Origin of the sequence: Curtobacterium aurantiacum (genome assembly GCF_018598555.1) — a bacterium.
Taxonomy (GTDB): Bacteria; Actinomycetota; Actinomycetes; order Actinomycetales; family Microbacteriaceae; genus Curtobacterium; species Curtobacterium aurantiacum.
The window spans coordinates 75659-96178 of the sequence record NZ_JAHEWN010000014.1; the positions used below are offsets into that span (position 1 = coordinate 75659).

Annotated in this window: 26 protein-coding genes; 10 read left to right on the forward strand and 16 right to left on the reverse strand. The window is 70.7% G+C overall.

The window, feature by feature from the left end:
• Nucleotides 1-18: 18 nt before the first annotated feature.
• Nucleotides 19-525 (reverse strand): hypothetical protein, encoded by a 507-nt coding sequence (locus KK087_RS12975; RefSeq protein ID WP_214565832.1) that lies wholly within the window; start codon nucleotides 523-525, stop codon nucleotides 19-21.
• Nucleotides 526-644: 119 nt separating this feature from the next.
• Here KK087_RS12975 and KK087_RS12980 point away from each other — a divergent pair, with 119 nt between their 5' ends.
• Nucleotides 645-1640 (forward strand): o-succinylbenzoate synthase, encoded by a 996-nt coding sequence (locus KK087_RS12980; RefSeq protein ID WP_214545132.1) that lies wholly within the window; start codon nucleotides 645-647, stop codon nucleotides 1638-1640.
• 205 nt (nucleotides 1641-1845) lie between these two features.
• Here KK087_RS12980 and ccsB read toward each other — a convergent pair whose 3' ends face one another.
• From ccsB to KK087_RS13010, 6 genes are all read right to left on the reverse strand, one after another.
• Nucleotides 1846-2865 carry a c-type cytochrome biogenesis protein CcsB gene (ccsB, locus tag KK087_RS12985; protein ID WP_214565862.1) on the reverse strand — a complete coding sequence of 340 codons (1020 nt, stop codon included), beginning with the start codon at nucleotides 2863-2865 and terminating at the stop codon, nucleotides 1846-1848.
• Nucleotides 2866-2870: 5 nt separating this feature from the next.
• Nucleotides 2871-4595, reverse strand: coding sequence for a cytochrome c biogenesis protein ResB (gene resB, locus KK087_RS12990; protein ID WP_250901087.1), 1725 nt, complete (start codon nucleotides 4593-4595; stop codon nucleotides 2871-2873).
• A complete protein-coding gene (locus tag KK087_RS12995; protein WP_214529676.1) occupies nucleotides 4579-5277 on the reverse strand; it encodes a cytochrome c biogenesis CcdA family protein in 699 nt (232 codons plus the stop codon). The genes resB and KK087_RS12995 overlap by 17 nt, the downstream gene beginning before the upstream one ends.
• A 45-nt stretch (nucleotides 5278-5322) precedes the next feature.
• Nucleotides 5323-5943, reverse strand: coding sequence for a TlpA family protein disulfide reductase (locus KK087_RS13000; RefSeq protein ID WP_214565834.1), 621 nt, complete (start codon nucleotides 5941-5943; stop codon nucleotides 5323-5325).
• Between the two features lie 14 nt (nucleotides 5944-5957).
• On the reverse strand, nucleotides 5958-6614 hold the full coding sequence (locus tag KK087_RS13005) for a histidine phosphatase family protein (protein ID WP_214529588.1): 657 nt from the start codon (nucleotides 6612-6614) through the stop codon (nucleotides 5958-5960).
• A gap of 68 nt (nucleotides 6615-6682) precedes the next feature.
• Nucleotides 6683-8176 (reverse strand): SulP family inorganic anion transporter, encoded by a 1494-nt coding sequence (locus KK087_RS13010; protein ID WP_214529590.1) that lies wholly within the window; start codon nucleotides 8174-8176, stop codon nucleotides 6683-6685.
• A gap of 69 nt (nucleotides 8177-8245) precedes the next feature.
• Here KK087_RS13010 and KK087_RS13015 point away from each other — a divergent pair, with 69 nt between their 5' ends.
• The gene (locus KK087_RS13015) at nucleotides 8246-8620 is read left to right on the forward strand and encodes a MerR family transcriptional regulator (RefSeq protein WP_214565877.1); all 375 of its coding nucleotides are present in this window, start codon (nucleotides 8246-8248) and stop codon (nucleotides 8618-8620) included.
• Here KK087_RS13015 and KK087_RS13020 read toward each other — a convergent pair.
• Both KK087_RS13020 and KK087_RS13025 read right to left on the reverse strand, forming a co-directional pair.
• Nucleotides 8597-8824 (reverse strand): hypothetical protein, encoded by a 228-nt coding sequence (locus tag KK087_RS13020; protein WP_111022231.1) that lies wholly within the window; start codon nucleotides 8822-8824, stop codon nucleotides 8597-8599. The genes KK087_RS13015 and KK087_RS13020 overlap by 24 nt on opposite strands.
• Entirely contained in the window at nucleotides 8821-9165 is a 345-nt protein-coding gene (locus KK087_RS13025; RefSeq protein WP_214565836.1) for a hypothetical protein, read from the reverse strand. Before KK087_RS13025 ends, KK087_RS13020 begins: the two co-directional genes overlap by 4 nt.
• Before the next feature lie 171 nt (nucleotides 9166-9336).
• Here KK087_RS13025 and aspS point away from each other — a divergent pair, with 171 nt between their 5' ends.
• Nucleotides 9337-10677, forward strand: a complete 1341-nt coding sequence (gene aspS / locus KK087_RS13030) for an aspartate--tRNA(Asn) ligase (protein ID WP_214565838.1) — start codon at nucleotides 9337-9339, stop codon at nucleotides 10675-10677.
• Between the two features lie 129 nt (nucleotides 10678-10806).
• On the opposite strand, the gene KK087_RS13035 is transcribed toward aspS, so the two are convergent.
• The 5 genes from KK087_RS13035 to KK087_RS13055 all read right to left on the reverse strand — a co-directional run bounded on the left by KK087_RS13035 (nucleotide 10807) and on the right by KK087_RS13055 (nucleotide 12495).
• Nucleotides 10807-11100 (reverse strand): Dabb family protein, encoded by a 294-nt coding sequence (locus KK087_RS13035; protein ID WP_214529594.1) that lies wholly within the window; start codon nucleotides 11098-11100, stop codon nucleotides 10807-10809.
• A complete protein-coding gene (locus KK087_RS13040; protein ID WP_214545137.1) occupies nucleotides 11097-11351 on the reverse strand; it encodes a glutaredoxin family protein in 255 nt (84 codons plus the stop codon). Before KK087_RS13040 ends, KK087_RS13035 begins: the two co-directional genes overlap by 4 nt.
• An 88-nt stretch (nucleotides 11352-11439) precedes the next feature.
• The gene (locus tag KK087_RS13045) at nucleotides 11440-11538 is read right to left on the reverse strand and encodes a 30S ribosomal protein bS22 (protein WP_003792170.1); all 99 of its coding nucleotides are present in this window, start codon (nucleotides 11536-11538) and stop codon (nucleotides 11440-11442) included.
• A gap of 109 nt (nucleotides 11539-11647) precedes the next feature.
• The gene (locus tag KK087_RS13050; RefSeq protein ID WP_017888579.1) at nucleotides 11648-11842 is read right to left on the reverse strand and encodes a helix-turn-helix domain-containing protein; all 195 of its coding nucleotides are present in this window, start codon (nucleotides 11840-11842) and stop codon (nucleotides 11648-11650) included.
• Nucleotides 11843-11979: 137 nt separating this feature from the next.
• Nucleotides 11980-12495: an ArsR/SmtB family transcription factor gene (locus KK087_RS13055; RefSeq protein ID WP_214529595.1), complete on the reverse strand. Its 516-nt coding sequence runs from the start codon at nucleotides 12493-12495 to the stop codon at nucleotides 11980-11982.
• A 75-nt stretch (nucleotides 12496-12570) separates the two neighbouring features.
• Between KK087_RS13055 and KK087_RS13060 the strand changes: the two genes are divergently transcribed.
• A complete protein-coding gene (locus KK087_RS13060; RefSeq protein WP_214565840.1) occupies nucleotides 12571-14004 on the forward strand; it encodes a TrkH family potassium uptake protein in 1434 nt (477 codons plus the stop codon).
• Nucleotides 13997-14692, forward strand: coding sequence for a potassium channel family protein (locus tag KK087_RS13065; RefSeq protein WP_250901088.1), 696 nt, complete (start codon nucleotides 13997-13999; stop codon nucleotides 14690-14692). The genes KK087_RS13060 and KK087_RS13065 overlap by 8 nt, the downstream gene beginning before the upstream one ends.
• A gap of 69 nt (nucleotides 14693-14761) precedes the next feature.
• Here KK087_RS13065 and proC read toward each other — a convergent pair whose 3' ends face one another.
• Nucleotides 14762-15592, reverse strand: a complete 831-nt coding sequence (proC, locus tag KK087_RS13070; RefSeq protein WP_214565842.1) for a pyrroline-5-carboxylate reductase — start codon at nucleotides 15590-15592, stop codon at nucleotides 14762-14764.
• 64 nt (nucleotides 15593-15656) lie between these two features.
• Between proC and KK087_RS13075 the strand changes: the two genes are divergently transcribed.
• On the forward strand, nucleotides 15657-16613 hold the full coding sequence (locus KK087_RS13075) for a cation diffusion facilitator family transporter (RefSeq protein ID WP_214565845.1): 957 nt from the start codon (nucleotides 15657-15659) through the stop codon (nucleotides 16611-16613).
• On the opposite strand, the gene KK087_RS13080 is transcribed toward KK087_RS13075, so the two are convergent.
• The gene (locus tag KK087_RS13080) at nucleotides 16594-17028 is read right to left on the reverse strand and encodes a nucleoside deaminase (RefSeq protein WP_214545155.1); all 435 of its coding nucleotides are present in this window, start codon (nucleotides 17026-17028) and stop codon (nucleotides 16594-16596) included. The genes KK087_RS13075 and KK087_RS13080 overlap by 20 nt on opposite strands.
• 76 nt (nucleotides 17029-17104) lie before the next feature.
• On the opposite strand from KK087_RS13080, the gene upp reads away from it, so the two are divergent.
• From upp to KK087_RS13100, 4 genes are all read left to right on the forward strand, one after another.
• On the forward strand, nucleotides 17105-17740 hold the full coding sequence (upp, locus tag KK087_RS13085) for a uracil phosphoribosyltransferase (RefSeq protein WP_214545140.1): 636 nt from the start codon (nucleotides 17105-17107) through the stop codon (nucleotides 17738-17740).
• Between the two features lie 742 nt (nucleotides 17741-18482).
• On the forward strand, nucleotides 18483-19250 hold the full coding sequence (locus KK087_RS13090; protein WP_214529601.1) for a winged helix-turn-helix domain-containing protein: 768 nt from the start codon (nucleotides 18483-18485) through the stop codon (nucleotides 19248-19250).
• Nucleotides 19251-19508: 258 nt separating this feature from the next.
• Nucleotides 19509-20021: a MarR family winged helix-turn-helix transcriptional regulator gene (locus tag KK087_RS13095; protein ID WP_307858434.1), complete on the forward strand. Its 513-nt coding sequence runs from the start codon at nucleotides 19509-19511 to the stop codon at nucleotides 20019-20021.
• Nucleotides 20018-20520: deoxyribodipyrimidine photo-lyase (locus KK087_RS13100; protein ID WP_214565847.1), on the forward strand; the 503-nt coding region annotated here is incomplete at its 3' end. The genes KK087_RS13095 and KK087_RS13100, both read left to right, overlap by 4 nt.

Genomic DNA, 20520 nt, shown 5'->3' on the forward strand with positions numbered 1-20520 from the left:
CGCCGGACCTGGGCCCGGTCAGGCGCCCATGTCGGTCAGGATCTCCGGCGCGACGAACACCATGATCACGATGAGGATGACCGGGTTCGCGAAGAACGCCAGGACGACCCCGACGGCGCCGTACCAGCGGCCGAACGAGCCGACGGCCGCGACGAATCCGAGCACGGCGGCGATGAGCGTCAGGAACACGACGACGAAGCAGATGCCGAACGCGAAGTTCGTGTCACCGCCCATGAACACGGCGAAGGCACTGGCGTCGACCGCGGCGGACACCACTGCGAGGCCGAGGGCGATCTTGCCGACGACGGGGTTGCGGCGCTTCTTGGCGCCGGTCTGCCGCACGTCGACGGTGTTGCGCTGCATGAGCCGGGCGAAGTCGTCGCCGTCGCGGGCCGGAGCGGCGGCCGAGCGCGCGACCGAGGGTCGTCCGGCACCGGGTGCCGCAGGCTGTCCGGCACGCGCCGGGTCGGACGGGCGCTGCGATGCACGCTGCTGTGCTGCGCGCTGCCGCGGATCCACCGCCACCGAGCCTCCCTCGTTCCGGGTCGTTCCCCTCGCCGACCGGAGCCGACCGATGCATGCTAGTGCCCTGCCCTGGCGGTCCCCTCCGAGGAGCCGGCGGGCGCCCTGGGCGCGGTGGCAGGATGGCGGACGTGCTCCCCGACCTCGCCGATCTCCTCGCCGACGCGCACGTCGTGGCCCTGCCGATGCGGGTGCGGTTCCGCGGCATCACCACGCGCGAGGCCGTCGTGCTCCGCGGCCCGTCCGGCTGGACCGAGTTCTCGCCCTTCGTCGAGTACGACGACACCGAGGCCGCCGCCTGGCTGCGGGCGACCGTCGACTTCGGATGGACGGACCACGAGCCCGCCGCCGAGTCCGTGCCGGTCAACGCCACCGTCCCGGCGATCGCCGCCGAGGACGTCGCCGACCTGCTCGCCCGGTACCCCGGCTGCACCACGGCCAAGGTCAAGGTCGCCGAACCCGGCACGACCGTCGACGACGACGTCGCCCGGGTCGCCGCCGTCCGCCGGGTCATGGGACCAGAGGCCGCCGTGCGGGTCGACGCCAACGGCCTGTGGAGCGTCGAGCAGGCCGCCGTGGCGCTCGAGCGGCTCGCGGCGTTCGACCTGCAGTACGCGGAACAGCCGTGCGCGACGGTGCCCGAGCTCGCCGAGCTGCGATCGCGGATCACCGGGCTCGGCGTCCGGGTCGCCGCGGACGAGAGCGTCCGGAAGGCGAGCGACCCCCTCGCCGTCGCCCGTGCCGGCGCCGCGGACGTGCTGGTCGTGAAGGCGCAGCCGCTCGGGGGGATCACGGCGGCGCGCGCCGTCATCGCCGACGCCGGGCTGCCGTGCGTCGTCTCCAGTGCGCTCGACACCTCGGTCGGGCTCGGGATGGGGGCGTTCCTCGCCGCCGCGGCGATGACACCGGGCTACGCGGCGGGGCTCGGGACGGCCGCGATGTTCGCCGGGGACGTCACCGTGGAACCGCTGCTGCCGGTCGGCGGTCGGGTGCCGGTGCGCCGGGTCGACGTCGCGCCGGAGTTGGTGGAGCGGTACGCCGCGTCGCCGGAGCGCACGGCGTGGTGGCGTGAGCGGGTGGCCCGTGTGCACGCCGTGCTCGCCGGGCTCGCCGCCTAGGCCCGGTCGCACGACGCCGTCGTTCCCCTTCGACGCCGCCGAGTCATCGAGACGCCACCGAAATCGGCGGTGTCTCGCCAACACGACGGCGTCTTCCTGGTCTTGCACGCGACCGAACGACGGACGGGAGGCACGGTGCCAGCTGGCACCGTGCCTCCCGTCCGGTCGTGGTCGCGACCAGGGCCGCCTCAGCGACCCACGTGCATCACAGACCCGAGTAGCTGTGCAGGCCCTTGAAGAAGACGTTCACGACCGAGAAGTTGAACATCACCGCGGCGAAGCCGATGAGGGCCAGCCAGGACGAGCGCGCGCCGCGCCAGCCACGGGTCGCCCGGGCGTGGATGTAGCCCGCGTAGACGACCCAGATGATGAAGGTCCAGACCTCCTTCGTGTCCCACCCCCAGTAGCGACCCCAGGCACGTTCGGCCCAGATCGCACCGGCGATGAGGGTGAAGGTCCAGAGGACGAAGCCGACGAGCAGGACGCGGTAGGTCAGGACCTCGAGCCGGTCGGCGTCGGGCAGCGTCGCCATGAAGCGGAGCTTGCTCGAGCCCGTGCGGCCCTGGCGGTACGTCTGCACGAGCTGCGCCACCGCGAGGCCCGCGCCGAGGGCGAAGAACCCGGTGCCGGCGATCGCCACGAAGACGTGGATGACGAGCCAGTACGACTGCAGGGCGGGCTGCAGCGGGACGACGGGGACCCAGTAGTTCACCGTCGCGATGCCGAGCAGGATGATCGTCAGGCCCGTGATGAAGACGCCGAGGAACTTCAGGTTCTGCCAGAACTGCACGAGCAGGAAGATCAGGGTGATCAGCGCCGTACCGGTCAGCGAGAACTCGAACATGTTGCCCCACGGCACACGGTCGGCCGCGATGCCGCGGAGCACCACCGAGGCGACGTGCAGGACGAGCGCGAGGATGGTCATCGCCATGCCGACGCGCTCGAACTTCGTGCCGCGGCCGGCGGAGCCGCCCGACGGCGGTGCGGCGACCTGCTCGAGCACGACGGTGCCACCACGCACGGTCGCGACCGTCTTCGCTCCGCGTGCGGATGCAGCGCTGGACGCGTCGGCCGAGCCGTCGTCGGCGCCGGCGTTCTTCGCCGCGGCGGTTACCTCGCCGGAGCGTTTGGCCATGTCGAGCGCGAACGAGATGAACGCGATCACGTACACCGCCATCGCGGAGTACGTCAGCACGACCGAGTAGGTCGCGAGGTTCGTGGTCATGTCGTTCACTGGGGCATCCTAACTCCGAGGTCCGACGTGTGGCGCTGTGCGAGGTCCGCGACGGCCCGCTCGAGGTTCGGGTCCTCGCCACGGGCGAGGCCCGCGTACTCGAGGTCGTACTCGCCGCCCGCCGTGTCCTTGCGCGGGACGACCTTCACCCAGACGCGACGGCGCGGGACGAACAGCGAGGTGAGCAGGCCGAGGGTGGAGAGCAGGGCGAACCCGCCCACCCAGAGCTGCGACGGGTCGTGGTGGACGTCGAGGGAGACGTACCGCTTCACGCCGTCGAACGTGATCGACCCCGCGCCGTCGGGGAGCTTCTTGGTCTGACCGGGCTCGAGCGCGATGCTCGCGGTGTCCGACTGGCGACCGGCGATCTGGTCCAGCCCCTTGGTGTCGAGCGTGTACACGCTCTGCGGCACACCGCTGTCGAGCCCGAGGTCACCCGTGTAGACCTGCAGCGTCAGCAGCGGGTTCTGGGTGTCCGGGTACGCGCTCGTGTACGCACCGCTGGCCAGCTTCGAGGCCGTCGGGTAGAAGAACCCGACCATGCCGAGCTGGTCCGGCTTCGAGTCCGGCACCTTGATGACGCCGGTGGAGGTGTAGTTCGCGTCCTCGGGCAGGAACGGCACGACGTCCTTGAACGCCACGTTGCCGTCACCGTCACGCACCGTGACCTGCATCGCGTAGCCGTTGCCGAGCAGGTAGACGTTCGTGCCGCCGACGTGCAGCGGCTCGTTCACGCCGAGGCGGCTGGTCTTCGGTTCGCCGCCCTTCTCGGTGCTCGTGACGGTGGCCGAGTAGTCGAGTGCCTGGCCGAGGGCGTCGAGGTTGCGCTCCTCGTACTTGGTCACGAACTTGTCGAGGGTCAGGTTGTAGCCCTTGAGGTCGGTCTGCTGGAACCAGCGCCCCGGGTTGAACGAGTCGTACGAGCCGAGCACGTTCGAGAACGTCTGGCCCTCGACCAGCAGGCGCTGGCCGGTGAACCCGAACCCGCCACCGACGCCGACCGCCAGCAGCACGCCGACGAGCGCCGAGTGGAACACCAGGTTGCCGGTCTCGCGCAGGTAGCCGCGCTCCGCGCTCACCGAGTCGCCGAACCGCTCGACGCGGTACCCGGAGCGCTTCAGGATCGCCATCGCGCGCGTCACCGCGTGCTCGGTGGACGGGAGGCCCGTGGCCGGGTCGATCCCGGTGGTCCCGTCGATCATCGCGTCCGGCTGCACAGCCACGGTACGGAAGCCCGCCAGTCGCGTCAGGCGCGCGGGCGTCCGGGGCGGTCGGGTGCGGAGCGCCTGCCAGTGGTGCCTGGTCCGCGGGACGATGCAGCCGATCAGCGAGACGAAGAGCAGCAGGTAGATCGCCGAGAACCACACGGAGGTGTAGGTGTCGAAGACCTGCAGCTTGTCGAGGACCGGGTAGAGCTGGGGGTGGTCCGCCTTGTACTGCACGACGCCGTTCGGGTCGGCGGTGCGCTGCGGCACGAGCGAGCCCGGGATCGCCGCGAGGGCGAGCAGCATGAGCAGGAACAGCGCGGTGCGCATGCTCGTCAGCTGCCGCCAGAAGAACCGGAGGTACCCGACGACGCCGAGCTTCGGCTGGTTGACGCCGCCGTCGGTGGGGCCGGAGCCGTCGACGTGGTCGGACGGCCGCTGCGGGTCCGAGGCGGTGTCGGCCCCGTCGCCTGCGCCCGTGGGGATGTTCTCGTTCGGGTCAGACCGCGGGGACAAAGCTCTGGATCACCGCCCCGACGCTCGACATGACGGCCGACCAGATACCGGTGACCATGAGCAGACCGATGACGATCAGGATCGCTCCTCCGATGATGTTGACGGTGCGCATGTGCCGCTTCACCGCCGAGATGGCGCCCGTGGCCCAGCCGGCGCCGAGGGCGACGAGGACGAACGGGATGCCGAGCCCGAGGCAGTACGCGACCCCGAGCCACATGCCCTGCCAGGCGCTGCCTGACTGGACGCTGAGCAGGTTGATGGCCGCGAGGGTCGGGCCGAGGCAGGGGGTCCAGCCGAGGCCGAACACGATGCCGAGCAGGGGTGCGCCAAGCAACCCCGTGGCGGGGGTCCAGCCGGGCTTGATGGTGCGCTGCAGGAACGTGAACCGGCCGACGAACACCAGACCCATGGCGATCACGACGACCCCGAGGACCTGCGTGATGAGGTCACGCCAGCGGACGAGCCAGAAGCCGAGCGCCCCGAACACCGTCGTGTACGCCACGAACACCGCGGTGAACCCGAGGATGAACAGCAGCACGCCGAGCACCACACGGCCCCGACGCTGCCCGCCCTCGGCGACACCGCCGACGTACCCGAGGTAGCCCGGCACCAGCGGCAGCACGCACGGGGACAGGAACGACACGAGCCCGGCGAGCGCGGCCACGGGCAGCGCCACGGCCATCTGGCCGCTCAGGATCGCGTCGGCGAAGGGGTTGGAGGCCACAGGTCAGGATGCCTTGCCGGCGTCGAGCTCGTCGCTGACCAGGGTCTTCAGGATGCTCGTGCCGTCGATCGCGCCGAGGACCCGGGCAGCCACGCGCCCCTTGGTGTCGAGGACGATCGTGGCCGGGACCGCGTTCGGGGCGATCTGCCCGGACATCGCGAGCTGCATCGTGCCCGACCGCTGGTCGAGGACCGTCGGGTACTGCACGTCGAAGGTGCGCTCGAAGGCGGCGGCGGTCTGTGCCTCGTCGCGGACGTTGACGCCGATGAAGGCGACGTCGTCGTCGTCCGCGTAGTCCTCGTGCACCTGGTTGAGGTACTTCGCCTCGGCGCGGCAGGGCGGGCAGCTGGCGTACCAGAAGTTCAGGACGACGACCTTGCCCCGGAGGTCCTCGGACGAGACGGTGTCGCCGTTCGAGTCCTCGGCCCGGAACGTGACCGGGTCGGTGCGGTCCTTCGCGGAGACCTCGGTCACGGCGCCGTCACCCGAGATGTAGTTCTGGGTCGTGCCGTTGCCGTACTGCTTCGCGAGTCCGCCGCTGTCCGACGAGCAGCCGGACAGCACGAGTGCGGCGGCGATCGCCGTCGCCGCGAGGATCGCGAACCGCTTGCTGGTGACGCTCACGCTGCTCGTGCTGTTCACACTGCTCCTTCGTCGACGGCGGTCGCGCGCAGTTCCTGCGCGGGGTCCGCGTACCCGACCTCGGTGAACCGACCGGTCGACGTGGCGGGCACACGTTCGACGGTGGTGATGCTCGACAGGTCGCACCGACGCTTGCGCGGGTCGTGCCACAGGGGCTCCCCCGCGAGCTTGCGGTGGACCATCCAGATCGGCAGCTGGTGGCTGACCAGGACGACGTCGCCCTCGTCCACGCTCTCCCACGCCGTGGTCATCGCCGCGAGCATGCGGTTGGCGATCGACTCGTACGCCTCCCCCCAGCTCGGACGCAGCGGGTTCGCGATCCACGGCCACTCTGCCGGACGGCCGAGCGATCGCTTCGTGAACCCGGGAGGCTGCCCCTCGTACCGGTTCGTCGGCTCGATCAGGCGCTCGTCGAGCGTCACGTCGAGCCCGTACGCCGCCGACCACGGTGCGGCGGACTCCTGGGTGCGCTGCAGCGGGGACGCGACGATCCGACGCACGTCGACACCGGCGTCCTTCCAGGCGGTGGCGGAGGTCTGGGCCATCCGCGTGCCGAGGTCGCTCAGTCCGAAGCCCGGGAGCCGGCCGTACAGGACGCGGCCCGGGTTGTGCACCTCACCGTGCCGGACGAGGTGGAGTCGGGTCGCGGGCATGGGTTCCAGTGTAGGTCGCCCCGCGGTTCCCACCGGCCCCCCAGGGGATTCACCGGATGCGGAAGCGCTCAGCCCCCGAGCTCGCCGGACAGCCGCCCGTGCAGCGCGATCGACCCCGTGTCGAGGTTCACCACCTCGACCGTCGACCCGTGCTTCGCGAACCGCTGTTCGACCCCGTCGAGCGCCGCGACCGTCGACGCGTCGAACACGTGGGCGTCCGACATGTCGATGACCACGTGCTCCGGGTCCTCGGCGTAGGAGAAGCGCGTGACCAGGTCGTTCGACGAGGCGAAGAACAGGGCTCCCCGGACCCGGTACCGCACGGTGCGGTCGTCGATCGGTTCGCGGACGACCGACACGACGTGCGCTACCCGCCGGGCGAACACCAGGGCCGCGACGATGACGCCCACGAACACCCCGGTGGCCAGGTTCTCGGTCGCGACGACGACCACGACCGTGATGAGCATGACCGCGGTCTCGCCGAGCGGCATCCGTCGGAGGGTGCGCGGTCGGATGCTGTGCCAGTCGAAGGTCGCGACGCAGACCATGAGCATGACCGCCGTCAGCGCGGCCATCGGGATCTGCGCGACGAGGTCGTGGAGCACGATCGTCAGGACGAGCACCGAGACGCCGGCCGCGAAGGTCGAGATCCGGGTCCGGGCACCCGCGGTCTTCACGTTGATCACCGTCTGGCCGATCATCGCGCACCCGCCGGTCCCGCCGAAGAACGCGGACGCGATGTTCGCGACGCCCTGGCCCCACGACTCGCGCCACTTGCTCGAGCCGGTCTCCGTGATGGAGTCGACGAGCTGCGCGGTGAGCAGGGTCTCGATCAGGCCGACGACGGCGACCCCGAACGCGTAGGGCGCGATGATCTGCAGCGTCTCGAAGGTGAAGGGGGTGACGATCCCGTTGAAGCCGGGCAGCGCCGTCGGCAGCTCGCCCTCGTCGCCCACCGTCGGCACCGCGATGCTGAAGAGCATCGTGAGGCCGGTGATGACGACCACCGCGATCAGTGGCGCGGGGATCGCCTTGGTCAGGAACGGGAAGCCGACGATGATCACGATGCCGAGGGCTGTCAGCGGCCAGACGATGAAGGGCACGTCGTCCCCGAGCAGGTTCGGCAGCTGCGCCGTGAAGATCAGGATGGCGAGGGCGTTGACGAAGGCGACGTTGACGCTGCGCGGGATGAAGCGCATGAGCCGCGCCACCCCGAGGAAGCCGAGCACGAGCTGGAACACGCCACCGAGGACGATCGCGGGCACGAGGTACTCGATGCCGTGCTCGCGCACCAACGGCGCGATGACGAGTGCCACGGAGCCAGCAGCGGCCGAGACCATCGCCGGGCGCCCGCCGACGATCGAGATGACGATCGCGATGATGACGCTCGAGAACAGGCCGACCGCGGGGTCGACCCCGGCGACGACGGAGAACGAGATCGCCTCGGGGATGAGGGCGAGCGCGGTGACGATCCCCGCCAGGACCTCTCGGGTGAGCATGCGGGGTGAGCGGAGGGCGGCGAGGACGCTCGGGGCCGCCGGCGCGTGTGTGATCACGGACATCGATCAGAACTCTACCCTCACGTGAGGGTAGAGTTGTGCATCGTGAGCCCCAACGACGTCCCCGACACGATGCACATCGGTGAACTCGCCGATCGCGCCGGCATGTCCCTGCGCACGATCCGGCACTACGACGAGGTCGGGCTGCTCGTGCCGAGCGGGCGCACCACGGGCGGGTTCCGGGTCTACACCGCACAGGACCTGGAGCGGTTGCTCGTGATCCGCCGGATGAAGCCCCTCGGCTTCACGCTCGACGAGATGGCCGAGCTGCTCCGGGTCGTCGACGCGCTCGCGGTCAAGGACCCCGACGACGAACCAGCACTGGCGGCGCGCCTCGACGCGTACCTCGACGACGCACGGGCCCGCCACGCCAAGCTCGTCGAGCGGGCCGGCATGGCCGAAGAATTCATCGGCACGCTCGGGTCACTCCGCGCGTCGCTCCCCTGAGCCCTCGAGCACGCCGGCCGCGATGAGGCGACTCCGTTCCCGCTTGGCCTCGGCCATCTCCTCCATCATCTCCCGCAGCCGATCGTGCTCGGCGATCACCCGACGTGCTCGCCATGGCCGGAACCAGTGCCGTCTGCGCACGTTCGCCTTCCATTCCTCGTCCCGCCGCACGAACAAGGCCTTCACCGGGTCCCGTTGCGTCATGTCTGCTCCTCTTCCGTCACCAGTTCCAGCACGAGCTTGCCGATGACCTCGTCGGCCTCGCGAAGAACCTGCATGTTGTACATCGCTCCCGCGACGAGTCTCCCGATCTCGGCACGACCCACGTCCGCGTCCGCGTCCGTGACGTGGTCGACCACCCAGACGAATCGTGACCAAGCCCGGTCGCGCTGTTCACGCGCGACGTCCCGCCGCCACCGGATGACCGCCCACAGCCCACCGACGACCGCCACGAGCAGCGTGAACGCCGCCGTGGAGAGCGCCGCCACCACCGTCGCGACCGCCGCAGGCGGCCAGGTCGCGAGCTCCCCCGTCCCCGTCCCCACCCGGTCCCCCTCTCGTCCCGCGACCCGGCCACGTCGAGAACGCTACGGAGTCCACGCACGCCGCCACGGGCCTCCCGGCCATCGGTGGAGAACGTCGGACGCGGGCGGCCCTGTGGAGGGAGGAGCCCTGCCGCCCACGCCCCCGGACGCAGGCGGTTAGACTCGACCACCGTGATCGAACGCACCCGCATCGCCGACCTGGCAGCCCTCCCCGACGGTCCCGTCTCCGTGGCCGGATGGGTCGAGACCGTCCGAGACCAGAAGAAGGTGCAGTTCGTCGTGCTGCGCGACGAGACCGGCGCCGTCCAGCTCGTGAACCCGGCGACGCGCGAAGCCGAGGACGGCGACGACGCCGCACAGTCCGCCCTTGCGACCACCAACGAGATCTCCGGCCTGGCGCACGGGACCTTCGTGCACGTCACCGGCACGCTGAAGCACGACGAGCGCGTGAAGCTCGGCGGGCTCGAGGTCAAGATCGGTGCACTGCAGGTGGTGAGCGCCGCGATCCCGGAGACCCCGATCGCCGACGACTCGTCGCTCGACAAGCGCCTCGACTGGCGCTTCCTCGACCTGCGCAACCGCAAGCAGAACCTGATCTTCCGCATCCAGACGACGCTGGAGCACGCGTTCCGCACGTACTGGGTCGACCGCGACTACATCGAGATCCACACGCCGAAGCTGATGGCGTCGGCGTCCGAGTCGCGCGCCGAGCTCTTCCAGCTCGAGTACTTCGAGACGACCGCCTACCTGGCGCAGTCCCCGCAGAACTTCAAGCAGATGGCACAGCCGGCCGGCTTCGGTGCCGTGTTCGAGATCGCCGACGCCTTCCGCGCCGACCCGTCGTTCACGAGCCGCCACGCCACCGAGTTCACGAGCGTCGACGCCGAGTTCTCGTGGATCGAGTCCCACGAGGACGTCATGGCGATGCACGAAGAGGTCCTCGTCGCCGGCATCACCGCCGTCAAGGAGAAGTACGGCAAGGACATCGAGGAGGTCTTCGGCTTCGAGCTGCAGGTCCCCGCGACGCCGTTCCCCCGCGTGACGCTGGCCGACGCCCGCCAGATCGTGGCCGACAGCGGCCACGACGTCGTCCGCGCCGACGGCGACCTGGACCCCGAGGGCGAGCGCCGCGTCGCCGCCTGGGCGAAGGAGCACCACGGTTCCGAGTTCGTGTTCGTCACGGAGTACGACGCCTCGATCCGGCCGTACTACCACATGCGGAAGCCGGGCGACCCGTCGGTCACCAACAGCTACGACCTCATCTTCAACGGTGCCGAGATCTCCACCGGTGCCCAGCGTGAGCACCGCGTCGACGTGCTCGAGGCGCAGGCCGTCGAGAAGGGCCTCGACCCGGAAGAGCTCGGCTGGTACCTCGACTTCTTCCGCTACGGCGTCCCGCCGCACGGTGGTTTCGGCATGGGCCTCGCACGCGTGCTGATGCTCATGCTGGGTGAGCCGTCGATCCGCGAGGTCACGTACCTGTTCCGTGGCCCGACGCGCCTGACCCCGTAGGTCCCACGCTGCGCGGCGAGGCCGCGCGCACATGGTGAGCAGCAATGGTCGCCTCCCGATGCGGGAGGCGGCCATTGCTGCTCAGGAAGCGCGACGCGAAGCGACGAGCGCGCGGCCGGGAGGCCCGGGTCAGCTCTGCCAGTCGATGGCGGCCCGCGACGTGACCAGTTCGCGGATCTCCGCTGCCGCGGCCTGGTGCTCCGGGTGCACCTGGTAGGCGTCGAGGCCGGCCAGGTCGTCGAAGGTCGCGACCACGGCGACGTCCTGGTTCTTGTCCGGGTACGCGACGTTCTCGACGACCTCGAGCGAGCGGATGGACTCGATCGTGCCGATCAGGCCGGTCAGGAGCTCGCGGATGCGGGCGATGGACGCGGTGCGGTCGAGGTCCGCACGCAGGGACCAGGAGACGACGTGGGAGATCATGCGCGGGCCTCGGCCTTCTCGAGTGCACGCGCGAGCCGGTCCGCGTCGACGTGCCAGTTACTGTGGACGCGCCCGTCGATCAGCACGACGGGGATGTCCTCCGCGTACTCCTGGCGGAGGGCGTCGTCGTCGAGGATCGAGCGTTCCTGCAGCGTGACACCGGGGTGTTCGGCGACGACACGTTCGACCACGGGTCGGGCGTCGTCACAGAGGTGGCATCCGGGCTTCGTCAGGAACGTCACTGCGGGCATGGTCCCAGCGTAGTCCGGGAACGCGAAAGCCCCGGCGAACCGGGGCTTCTCGTGCAGGTCCTCCGACCTGCGCAGACCTGTTGAGGATCTACTTCTTGTTGCGGCGCTGGTGACGCGTCTTGCGAAGGAGCTTGCGGTGCTTCTTCTTCGCCATGCGCTTACGACGCTTCTTGATGACAGAACCCATGTGGACCTCGCTCGGACTGATGCTGATGTACGGACACCGGGCCGAAGAGACCGCGGAAAATCAACCTGCCCGAGTCTACCGGCTGCCCGCTGTGATGTCGAACGCGCGGTCAGCCGACGTCCGCCACGCCACCGCGCAGCACGTCGGCGACGGCCGACTCGGGGACGCGGAAGGAGCGGCCGAAGCGGATGGCGGGGAGCTCCCCGGCGTGCACCATCCGGTACACGGTCATCTTCGAGACGCGCATCATCTCGGCAACCTCAGCGACGGTGAGGAAGCGCACGTCGTCGAAACTGCCGGTCATGGTCCGCCTTCGGGGCTCGCACGCGCGCTGCGCACGGGAGTGGTGTGACCTGTGTGGTCAGTGGCAACTGTAGAGGCGCGTGCGACTCGGTGTCCAGGATCAGTCCTCGGCGCGCGCTCACCGGCCGCGCCGCGGGCTCAGTCCTCGTCGGGCTTGCGGGTGAAGCGCTTGCGGCTGCGGTCCACCACGCGCTCCCAGCCCTGCTGCGCCCCGGAGATCGCGGCGGTGGCCCGGTAGGACGCCTCGGCCATGACCCGGCCGAGCTCGGTGCCGACCTCGACCGTGGCCTTGCCTGCCGTGCCGTTCCGGCGGACGGACACCGGCTGCCCGTCGGGCGTCCACGCCGTGGTGGCGGGTGTGCCGTCGGCGTCGACCGCACCCGTGAACGGCAGCACCCACTCCTCCAGGTGGACGAGCGGCTCCGGGTCGAGCCGGTAGTACCGGTGCTGCCCCTCTTCGCGACTGGTGACGAGACCGATGTCGCGGAGGACACGCAGGTGCTTCGACACCGTGGGCTGGCTGACACCGAGTCGTTGGACGAGCTGACCGACGCTGAGCTCCCCGCCCGTGACGTCCGATCCGTAGGCGGACAGCAGGGTGCCGAGCAGCTCGCGCCGGGTCGGGTCCGCCACGACGGAGAAGATGTCGGCCATGGGGGCAAGGCTAGCCGGGGCACCGCGGATGTACCATGACGAACCGTCCCGGCCCATGTCCTCGGAGGCATACGCATGCTCGACCGAACCGAGCCGATCCCGCGCCACGTGAGCGTCAGCCGACGGCGCTCGAGCCGGATCGCGACGGTGCTCCGGTCGTCGCCGTCCCGACTGGCGATCGTCGTGTTCATCGCGCTCATCTTCCTGTTCACGGTGCTGTTCATGACCCCGTGGGCCTCGACCGACGGGCGGGGCACACACTTCTCGGACGCGCTGTTCACCGCCGCGTCGGTGGTCTGCGTCACCGGGCTGGCCACGGTCGACATGGCGACGCACTGGTCGGTGTTCGGCAAGGTCCTCGTGGTCATCGGCACCCAGATCGGCGCCGTCGGTGTGCTGACCTTCGCGTCGATCCTCGGCCTCTTCGTCACCCGCAAGCTCGGCCTGCGCGCCAAGCTGATGGCCGCCGGCGATTCGAACCCGCTCCGCACCCACCACGGGGCCGTCCCGGAGGGGCAGGCGGTGCGGCTCGGCGAGGTCGGCACCCTGCTCGCGACGGTGGCGGTGAGCACGCTCTCGATCGAGATCGTCCTCGGTCTGCTCCTCCTGCCGTCGGTGCTCATCGCCGGCATCCCGTTCTGGACCGCGGTCGGCGACTCCTTCTACTACGCGGCGATGGCCTTCACGAACACCGGGTTCTCGCCCAACGCCGACGGCCTCGATCCGTTCGCGCACGACTACTGGTTCCTGACGCTCCTGATGATCGGTGTCGTGGCCGGGTCCATCGGGTTCCCGGTGATCCGCGCGCTGACCAAGCAGCTGCGCAGCCCGCGGCGCTGGCCGATCCACGTCAAGCTGACCCTCGCCACGAGCGCGATCCTGCTCGTCGGCGGCGCGGTCGTCTACATCGCGCTCGAGGCATCCAACCCCACGACCTTCGGCAAGGAGGGCGCCGGGCGCACCGCGTTCCAGGCCCTGTTCCTGTCGACCATGACCCGGTCGGGCGGCTTCTCGCTCGTCGACTTCGACCAGCTCAACGGCTCGAGCCTGCTCGTCACCGACATGCTCATGTTCATCGGCGGCGGGTCCGCGTCGACCGCGGGCGGCATCAAGGTGACGACCCTCGCTGTGCTGTTCCTCGCCGCGGTCGCCGAGGCCCGCGGCCGGCAGAGCATGGAGGCGTTCGGCCGCCGCATCCCCAGCGACGTCCTGCGGGTCGCGGTCGCCATCGTGCTCTGGGGAGCGACGATCGTGGCGGTCGCGACCGTCGTGCTCCTGCAGATCACCGACGACTCCCTCGACCGCGTCCTGTTCGAGGTGATCTCGGCGTTCTCGACCAGTGGGCTGTCCTCCGGGGTGTCCGCGAACCTCCCCGAGTCCGGCAAGTACGTCCTCGCCGCCACCATGTTCCTCGGCCGGGTCGGTACAGTGACCATCGCCGCTGCCCTGGCCGCCAGCCAGAGCCGGCAACTGTTCCGCCGTCCCGAGGAGAGGCCGATCGTTGGCTGACCGAAACCGTTCGCCGCACCAGCACGGTGCCATCAGTCACGACGCTCCCGTCCTCGTCATCGGGCTCGGTCGCTTCGGGGCCGCCACCGCCGGCCAGCTCGAACGCCAGGACCGCGAGGTGCTCGTCGTCGACACCGACGCCGGCCTGGTGCAGAAGTGGTCCGACCGGGTCACCCACGCGGTGCAGGCCGACGCCACGGACATTGACGCGCTCCGGCAGATCGGCGCGCAGGACTTCGCCATCGCCGTCGTCGGGACCGGCAGCGACCTGGAGTCGAGCGTCCTCATCACCGCGAACCTGGTCGACCTCGGCGTCCCGCAGATCTGGGCGAAGGCCATCAGCCGGTCGCACGGCACGATCCTGTCCCGCATCGGCGCGAACCACGTCGTCTACCCCGAGCGGGAGGCCGGCGAGCGAACCGCCCACCTGGTCTCCGGCCGCATGCTCGACTTCATCGAGTTCGACGACGACTTCGCCGTGGTCAAGATGTTCCCGCCGCGCGCGGTCCGCGGCAAGGACCTCGCCACCACGGTCATCCGCACCCGGTTCGGCCTGACCGTGCTCGGCATCAAGCCGCCCGGCAACCCGTTCGTGCCGGCGACGCCGGACAGCGTGATCGGTGAGGACGACGTCATCATCGTCTCGGGTTCCGAGACTGACCTGGAGCGCTTCGCCGCGTACGAGTAACGACCACCGGACGGACGGGAGGCCCGTGGCGGCGTCGCCACGGGCCTCCCGTCCGCACAGCGGTTGCGTCTACGACGCGGCGATCTCCTCGGCACGCGCGATCGCGGCACGCGACGCGCGCAGCAGCGTGTCCGCCAGGTCGGCGTCCTGCAGCATCGCGACGGCCCGCTCCGTCGTGCCCTTCGGGCTCGTCACCGCGCGGCGCAGGTCGGCGGGCTCACGGCCCGACCGCTCGAGCAGCTCGACCGCGCCGCGGACGGTGCCCTGCACCATCGTCGCCGCCTGCTCGTGGGTGAACCCGAGCTCCTCGGCGGCACGCTGCCACTGCTCGATCAGCAGGAAGACGTAGGCGGGACCGGAACCGGACACGGCGGACAGCGCGTCGAGCTGCGACTCCGGCACCTCGATGACCTCACCCGAGGCGGTGAACACCGACGACGCCAGTGCGACGGCCTCGGCGTCGGCCGAGGTGCCCGCGCTGATGCCGGTGACGCCGTGGCCGACGCCGATCGGGGTGTTCGGCAGGGCACGGACGACGCGGACGCCGGCGGGCACCCGTGCCTCCATGCTCGCGATGGTGGTGCCGACGGCGACACTGACCAGGACGGCGCCGGGCTCCAGGTCGTCGGCGACCTCGTCGAGCAGGTCCGCGATCATGTACGGCTTCACGCCGACCACCACGAGGGCAGCGCCGCGGACGGCCGAGCGGTTCGCCGCGGGGTCGGTGTCGCTCGCGGTGGCGTCGAGGCCGCGCTCCCGGTGGGCAGCAGCGGACGCCTCCGACTTCGTGGTGAGGGTCACGGTGGCCGGGTCGAGTCCCGCGGCGAGCAGGCCGTCGAGGACCGCGCCGGACATGGAGCCGACGCCGAGCAGGGCGGTGCGGGGCAGGTCGATCGTCATGCTCCCGACCCTACCGACGCGACCCGCCTAGGATCGTGTCGCAGACCACGAGAAGGGGACAGCTGTGAGCGCTTCCGGAGGCACGAAGGCGATCTTCGCCGCACTCGGTGCCAACATCGGCATCGCGATCGTGAAGTTCATCGCGGCGGCGATCAGCGGATCGGCGTCGATGCTGGCCGAGGGCGTGCACTCCCTGGCCGACTCCGCGAACCAGCTCCTCCTGCTGCTCGGTGGCCGGAAGGCCCGGCGAGCGGCGGACCAGGAGCACCCCTTCGGCTACGGGCGTGAACGGTACGTCTACGCGTTCGTCGTCTCCATCATCCTGTTCTCGGTCGGCGGTGTGTTCTCGCTCTACGAGGGCATCGAGAAGCTCGCCCACCCGCACCCGCTCGAGAACTGGTGGCTACCCCTCGTCGTGCTCGTGATCGCCATCGGGCTCGAGGGCTTCTCGCTCCGCACCGCCCTGAAGGAGGCCCGGCCGCAGAAGGGCTCGCAGAGCTGGGTGCAGTTCGTCCGTCGCGCCAAGGCGCCCGAGCTGCCCGTCGTGATGCTCGAGGACACCGCGGCCCTGCTCGGTCTGGTGTTCGCGCTCTTCGGGGTCGGGCTGACGGCGATCACCGGCAACGGGGTGTTCGACGCGATCGGCACGATGCTCATCGCGGCGCTGCTCATCGCCGTCGCGGTGGTGCTCGGCATCGAGACGAAGAGCCTGCTCGTGGGCGAGGGCGCGACCGCCGCCGACGTCGAGCGCATCAAGGAGGCGGTGCTCGACGGCCCCGAGGTCGACGCGATCATCCACCTCAAGACCCTGTACCTCGGCCCGGACGAACTCATGGTCGGGGTGAAGGTCGCCGTCGACGGGGACCGCCGGCTCGGGGACGTCGCGGCGGGCATCGATGCCGTCGAGCAGCGAGTCCGGAGCGCCGTGCCCATCGCCCGGGTGATCTACGTCGAACCCGACGTCCTGCGCACCGGGCCGCAGCCGCCGACCGAGGCGATCGTCATCCTCGCCGCAGACTGAAGAAGTCGTCGAGGAGCCCGGCGCAGGCCGCCTCGAGCACGCCGCCGATCACCTCGGAGCGGTGCGGCAACCGGCGGTCCCTGGCGATGTCGTAGACGCTGCCGCTGGCACCGGCCTTCGGGTCCCACGCGCCGAAGACGACCCGGGGCACCCGTGCTGCCATGACGGCGCCGGCGCACATCGGGCAGGGCTCGAGCGTGACCACCAGCGTGTGCTCCTCGAGGTGCCAGTCCCCCGTGACGGCCGCAGCGGCCCGGAGCGCGAGCACCTCGGCGTGCGCCGTCGGGTCCTGCCGCGCCTCGCGCTCGTTCCGGCCGGTGGCGACCACGACGCCGTCGCGGTCGAGCACCACGGCGCCGACCGGGACGTCGCCGGTGTCCAGGCACCGCCTGGCCTCGTCGAGGGCACGCTCCATCGCCGGGACGAACGGGCGGGCTGCTGGCTGCTCCACGGGACCTCCTGACGGTCGGCGGCACGCTAGGCTCGACCCTATGCGAGTCCACGTCGCCGACCACCCGCTCATCACCCACAAGCTCTCGGTGCTCCGCGACCGTACGACGCCCTCCCCCACGTTCCGCGCGCTGACCGAAGAGCTCGTCACGCTCCTCGCGTACGAGGCAACGCGGGGCGTCCGGGTCACGGCGACGCCGATCGACACCCCGGTGGCGCACACCATGGGCGTCGCGATCGCCAAGCCCAGGCCGCTCGTCGTCCCGATCCTCCGCGCCGGGCTCGGCATGCTCGAGGGCATGGTCAAGCTCGTCCCGACGGCCGAGGTCGGCTTCCTCGGCATGGCCCGCAACGAAGAGACGCTCGAGCCGCAGACCTACGCCGAGCGCCTGCCCGACGACCTGTCCGGGCGACAGTGCTTCGTGCTCGACCCGATGCTCGCCACCGGTGGCACCCTCGCCGCCGCGATCGACTTCCTGTTCGCCCGCGGCGCGGAAGAGGTCACGTGCGTGTGCATCCTCGGTGCCCCCGAAGGGCTCGCCATGGTCGAGCAGGCCGTCGGTGACCGCAACGTCTCGATCGTCCTCGGTGCGCTCGACGAGAAGCTCGACGAGAACGGCTACATCGTGCCGGGGCTCGGCGACGCCGGCGACCGGCTCTACGGCCTGGCCGAGTAGCGCAGACCCGCCACGTCTCGGACTGGAGGCGCGGTGCCGGCTGGCACCGCGCCTCCAGTCCGTCCTGGCGCGCGACGCGACGGCCGTACCGCCCGTACCGGGCGTACCCGCCCGTACCGGGCGTACCCGCCCGTTCCGGGCGTACCCGCCCGTTCCGGGCGTACCCGCCCGTTCCGGGCGTACCCGGTCGTTCCGGACGTACCGGGTCGTTCGGGGCGTACCCGGTCGTTCCTTTCCACCCGGTATGCCCGATTCGACTTCCCATCGCGGGCGCAATGGGAAAGAACGGGCGTGGCGCTCGACGGCCGCGCGGTCGCGCTCACCGCACCGTCCACGCGGACGGTTGACACCGCGTTGGTATACCGCCGATACTCGTCCCATGACTGCAACCGTGTCCACCCGCGTCCTCTCCGAGGCGTGCTCCTCCGCAGGGGCAGTGGGGACCGTCGGCACGATGATGCCGGCCATGGCAGTCATGCGTTGTCGAATGTGTGCCTGATCGGCACCCGTTCCAGCCGGATCCCCCGCGACACCATCCCCGTCGCGAGCGCGTGATCCCCGGGTGACGGACACCGTCGGCGACGCGCACCACGTCACGAGGTCTGTCTCCCGTTCCCCCGGGTCTGCCCCGGTCCGCAGCAGGACCGCAGGGCGCATCGGCGTACCGCCGCACCCGGGATGACGCATTCGACACCGGCCGCCGCGCCACCCGCGCACCGGCCACACCGCCCGGAGAACCACCATGTCGCTCACCATCGCCCAGCCCCGCACCGCACTCCGCACCGCCTCGGCTCCGACCGAACTCGGCACCGTCACGCCGATCCGCCCGCGTCCGGCCTCCCCGGCGGCGTCCGGGCCGGCCACCGTGCCGACGAGCCCCGTGGTGGCCCCGCAGCGGAACCGAGCGCTCCCGGAAGGCACCGAGGCCCGCGGCTTCGCCCTGTACGTCGGCATCGACGAGGCCAAGGCCGCCGCCGCAGGCACGACCCTCGCCGCCGTGGTCGAGCAGTTGAAGGCCCTCACGGAGCAGCTCGTCCCGACGTCCGAGACGTACGCAGCGGTCGCCGTCGCCGCCGAGCACTCCGGTGGGCGCGACGTCGACGTCGTCCGCCTCGCCCTGCAGGACCGTTCCGCGGTCGCCGCCCGCAAGCAGGCCGAGAAGCCCGAGCCCGAGGAGACCGGGGTCGTCATCGACATCTCCCGGAAGCGCGTGACGCTCGACGGTGAGGCCGCACCGCTGACCTACAAGGAGTTCGAGCTCCTGCAGTTCCTGGTCCTCCGTGAGGGCCAGACCGTCGACCGTTCGGCCATCATCGAGGGCCTCTGGTCGGACGGCGAGGACGAGACCCCGAACGAGCGCACCATCGACGTGCACGTCCGCCGACTGCGCTCGAAGCTCGGCGCGTTCGAGGAGATCGTCCGGACCGTGCGCGGCGTCGGCTACCGCTTCGACCGCCACGCCGACGTCGCGGTCCGGTACGCGTCCACCCCGTCGCCCGACCTCTTCTGAACCGGATCGACTGCTCTTGGTGAACTCGCAGCGAACCACCTCCGGAGAGGCTGGCGCCCCGTTACCGCTTCGTTATACAGTCGTTCGTGCAGACGGTGTTTGCTGTGGCACCGCCTGCGGAATGTGATTGCAGGACACTCTTGGTGCAAGGGAGAGGGCCGGTCGCCGACAGGCGGCCGGCCCTCGTGCATGTCGCCCGGCTCCTGTCGGACCCCGTCGGTAGTGTGGACGGACCGTACGACCGGAGGGAACGCGAACGTGAGCGAGACACGCCGCAGTGAGAAGGCGACCGCTGTCGCCGCCTGGGAAGCGCTCTTCCGCGCCCAGGTCGCCGTGATGCGGAGTCTCAACGCGGACTTCCCCGGCGACGAGATCTCGTTCAACGAGTACGACGTCTGCTTCAACCTGTCGACCCAGCCCGGCCGTCGCTGCCGCATGCGTGACCTCACCGGGCACCTCCTGTTGACCCAGCCGAGCGTCAGCCGTCTGGTCGACCGGCTGCTCGCCCGCGGCATCGTCGAGAAGCAGCCGGACCCCACCGATGCCCGCGGGGTGATCGTGGCGCTGACCCCGCACGGCTTCGACGTCTACCGGCAGGTCGCCGTGCAGCACGCCGCGAGCATCGCCCGCCAGGTCGGCGCGGGGCTGTCCGACCCCGAGCTCCGCACCCTGACCGAACTCTGCACCAAGCTCCGGCTCGCGGTCGGCACGGCACCGGACCGCCGCTCGGTGACCCGCCCGGTCGCCGCTCCGGACGCGGCGACGGTGTGACCGGCGCGATCGTCTGGCTCCGTGACGACCTCCGGCTGTCGGACAACCCCGCGCTCCGAGCGGCGATCGACCACGGCGGCGACGTCACCGTGGTCGTCGTGCTCGACGAGCGGTCCCCGGGCCTCCGTCCGATCGGTGCCGCGAGCCGCTGGTGGCTGCACCACTCGCTGACCGCGCTCGACACCGATCTCCGCGAGCGCGGGTCCCGACTCGTCCTCCGTCGGGGCGCAGCGGCCGAGGTCATCGATCAGCTCGTCGCCGATGCCGGAGCGGACGCCGTGTACTGGAACCGTCGGTACGGCGCCGTCGAGCGGGACATCGACGCCGGCATCAAGGCCGCCCTGCACGAACGCGGCATCGAGGCGCACAGCTTCGCCGCGAACCTGCTCTGGGAGCCGTGGACGGTGCTCACCGGACAGGGCGAACCGTACAAGGTCTTCACCCCGTTCTGGAACGCCGTGCAGGCACTGCCCGAACCCCGACACCCCCTGCCCGACCC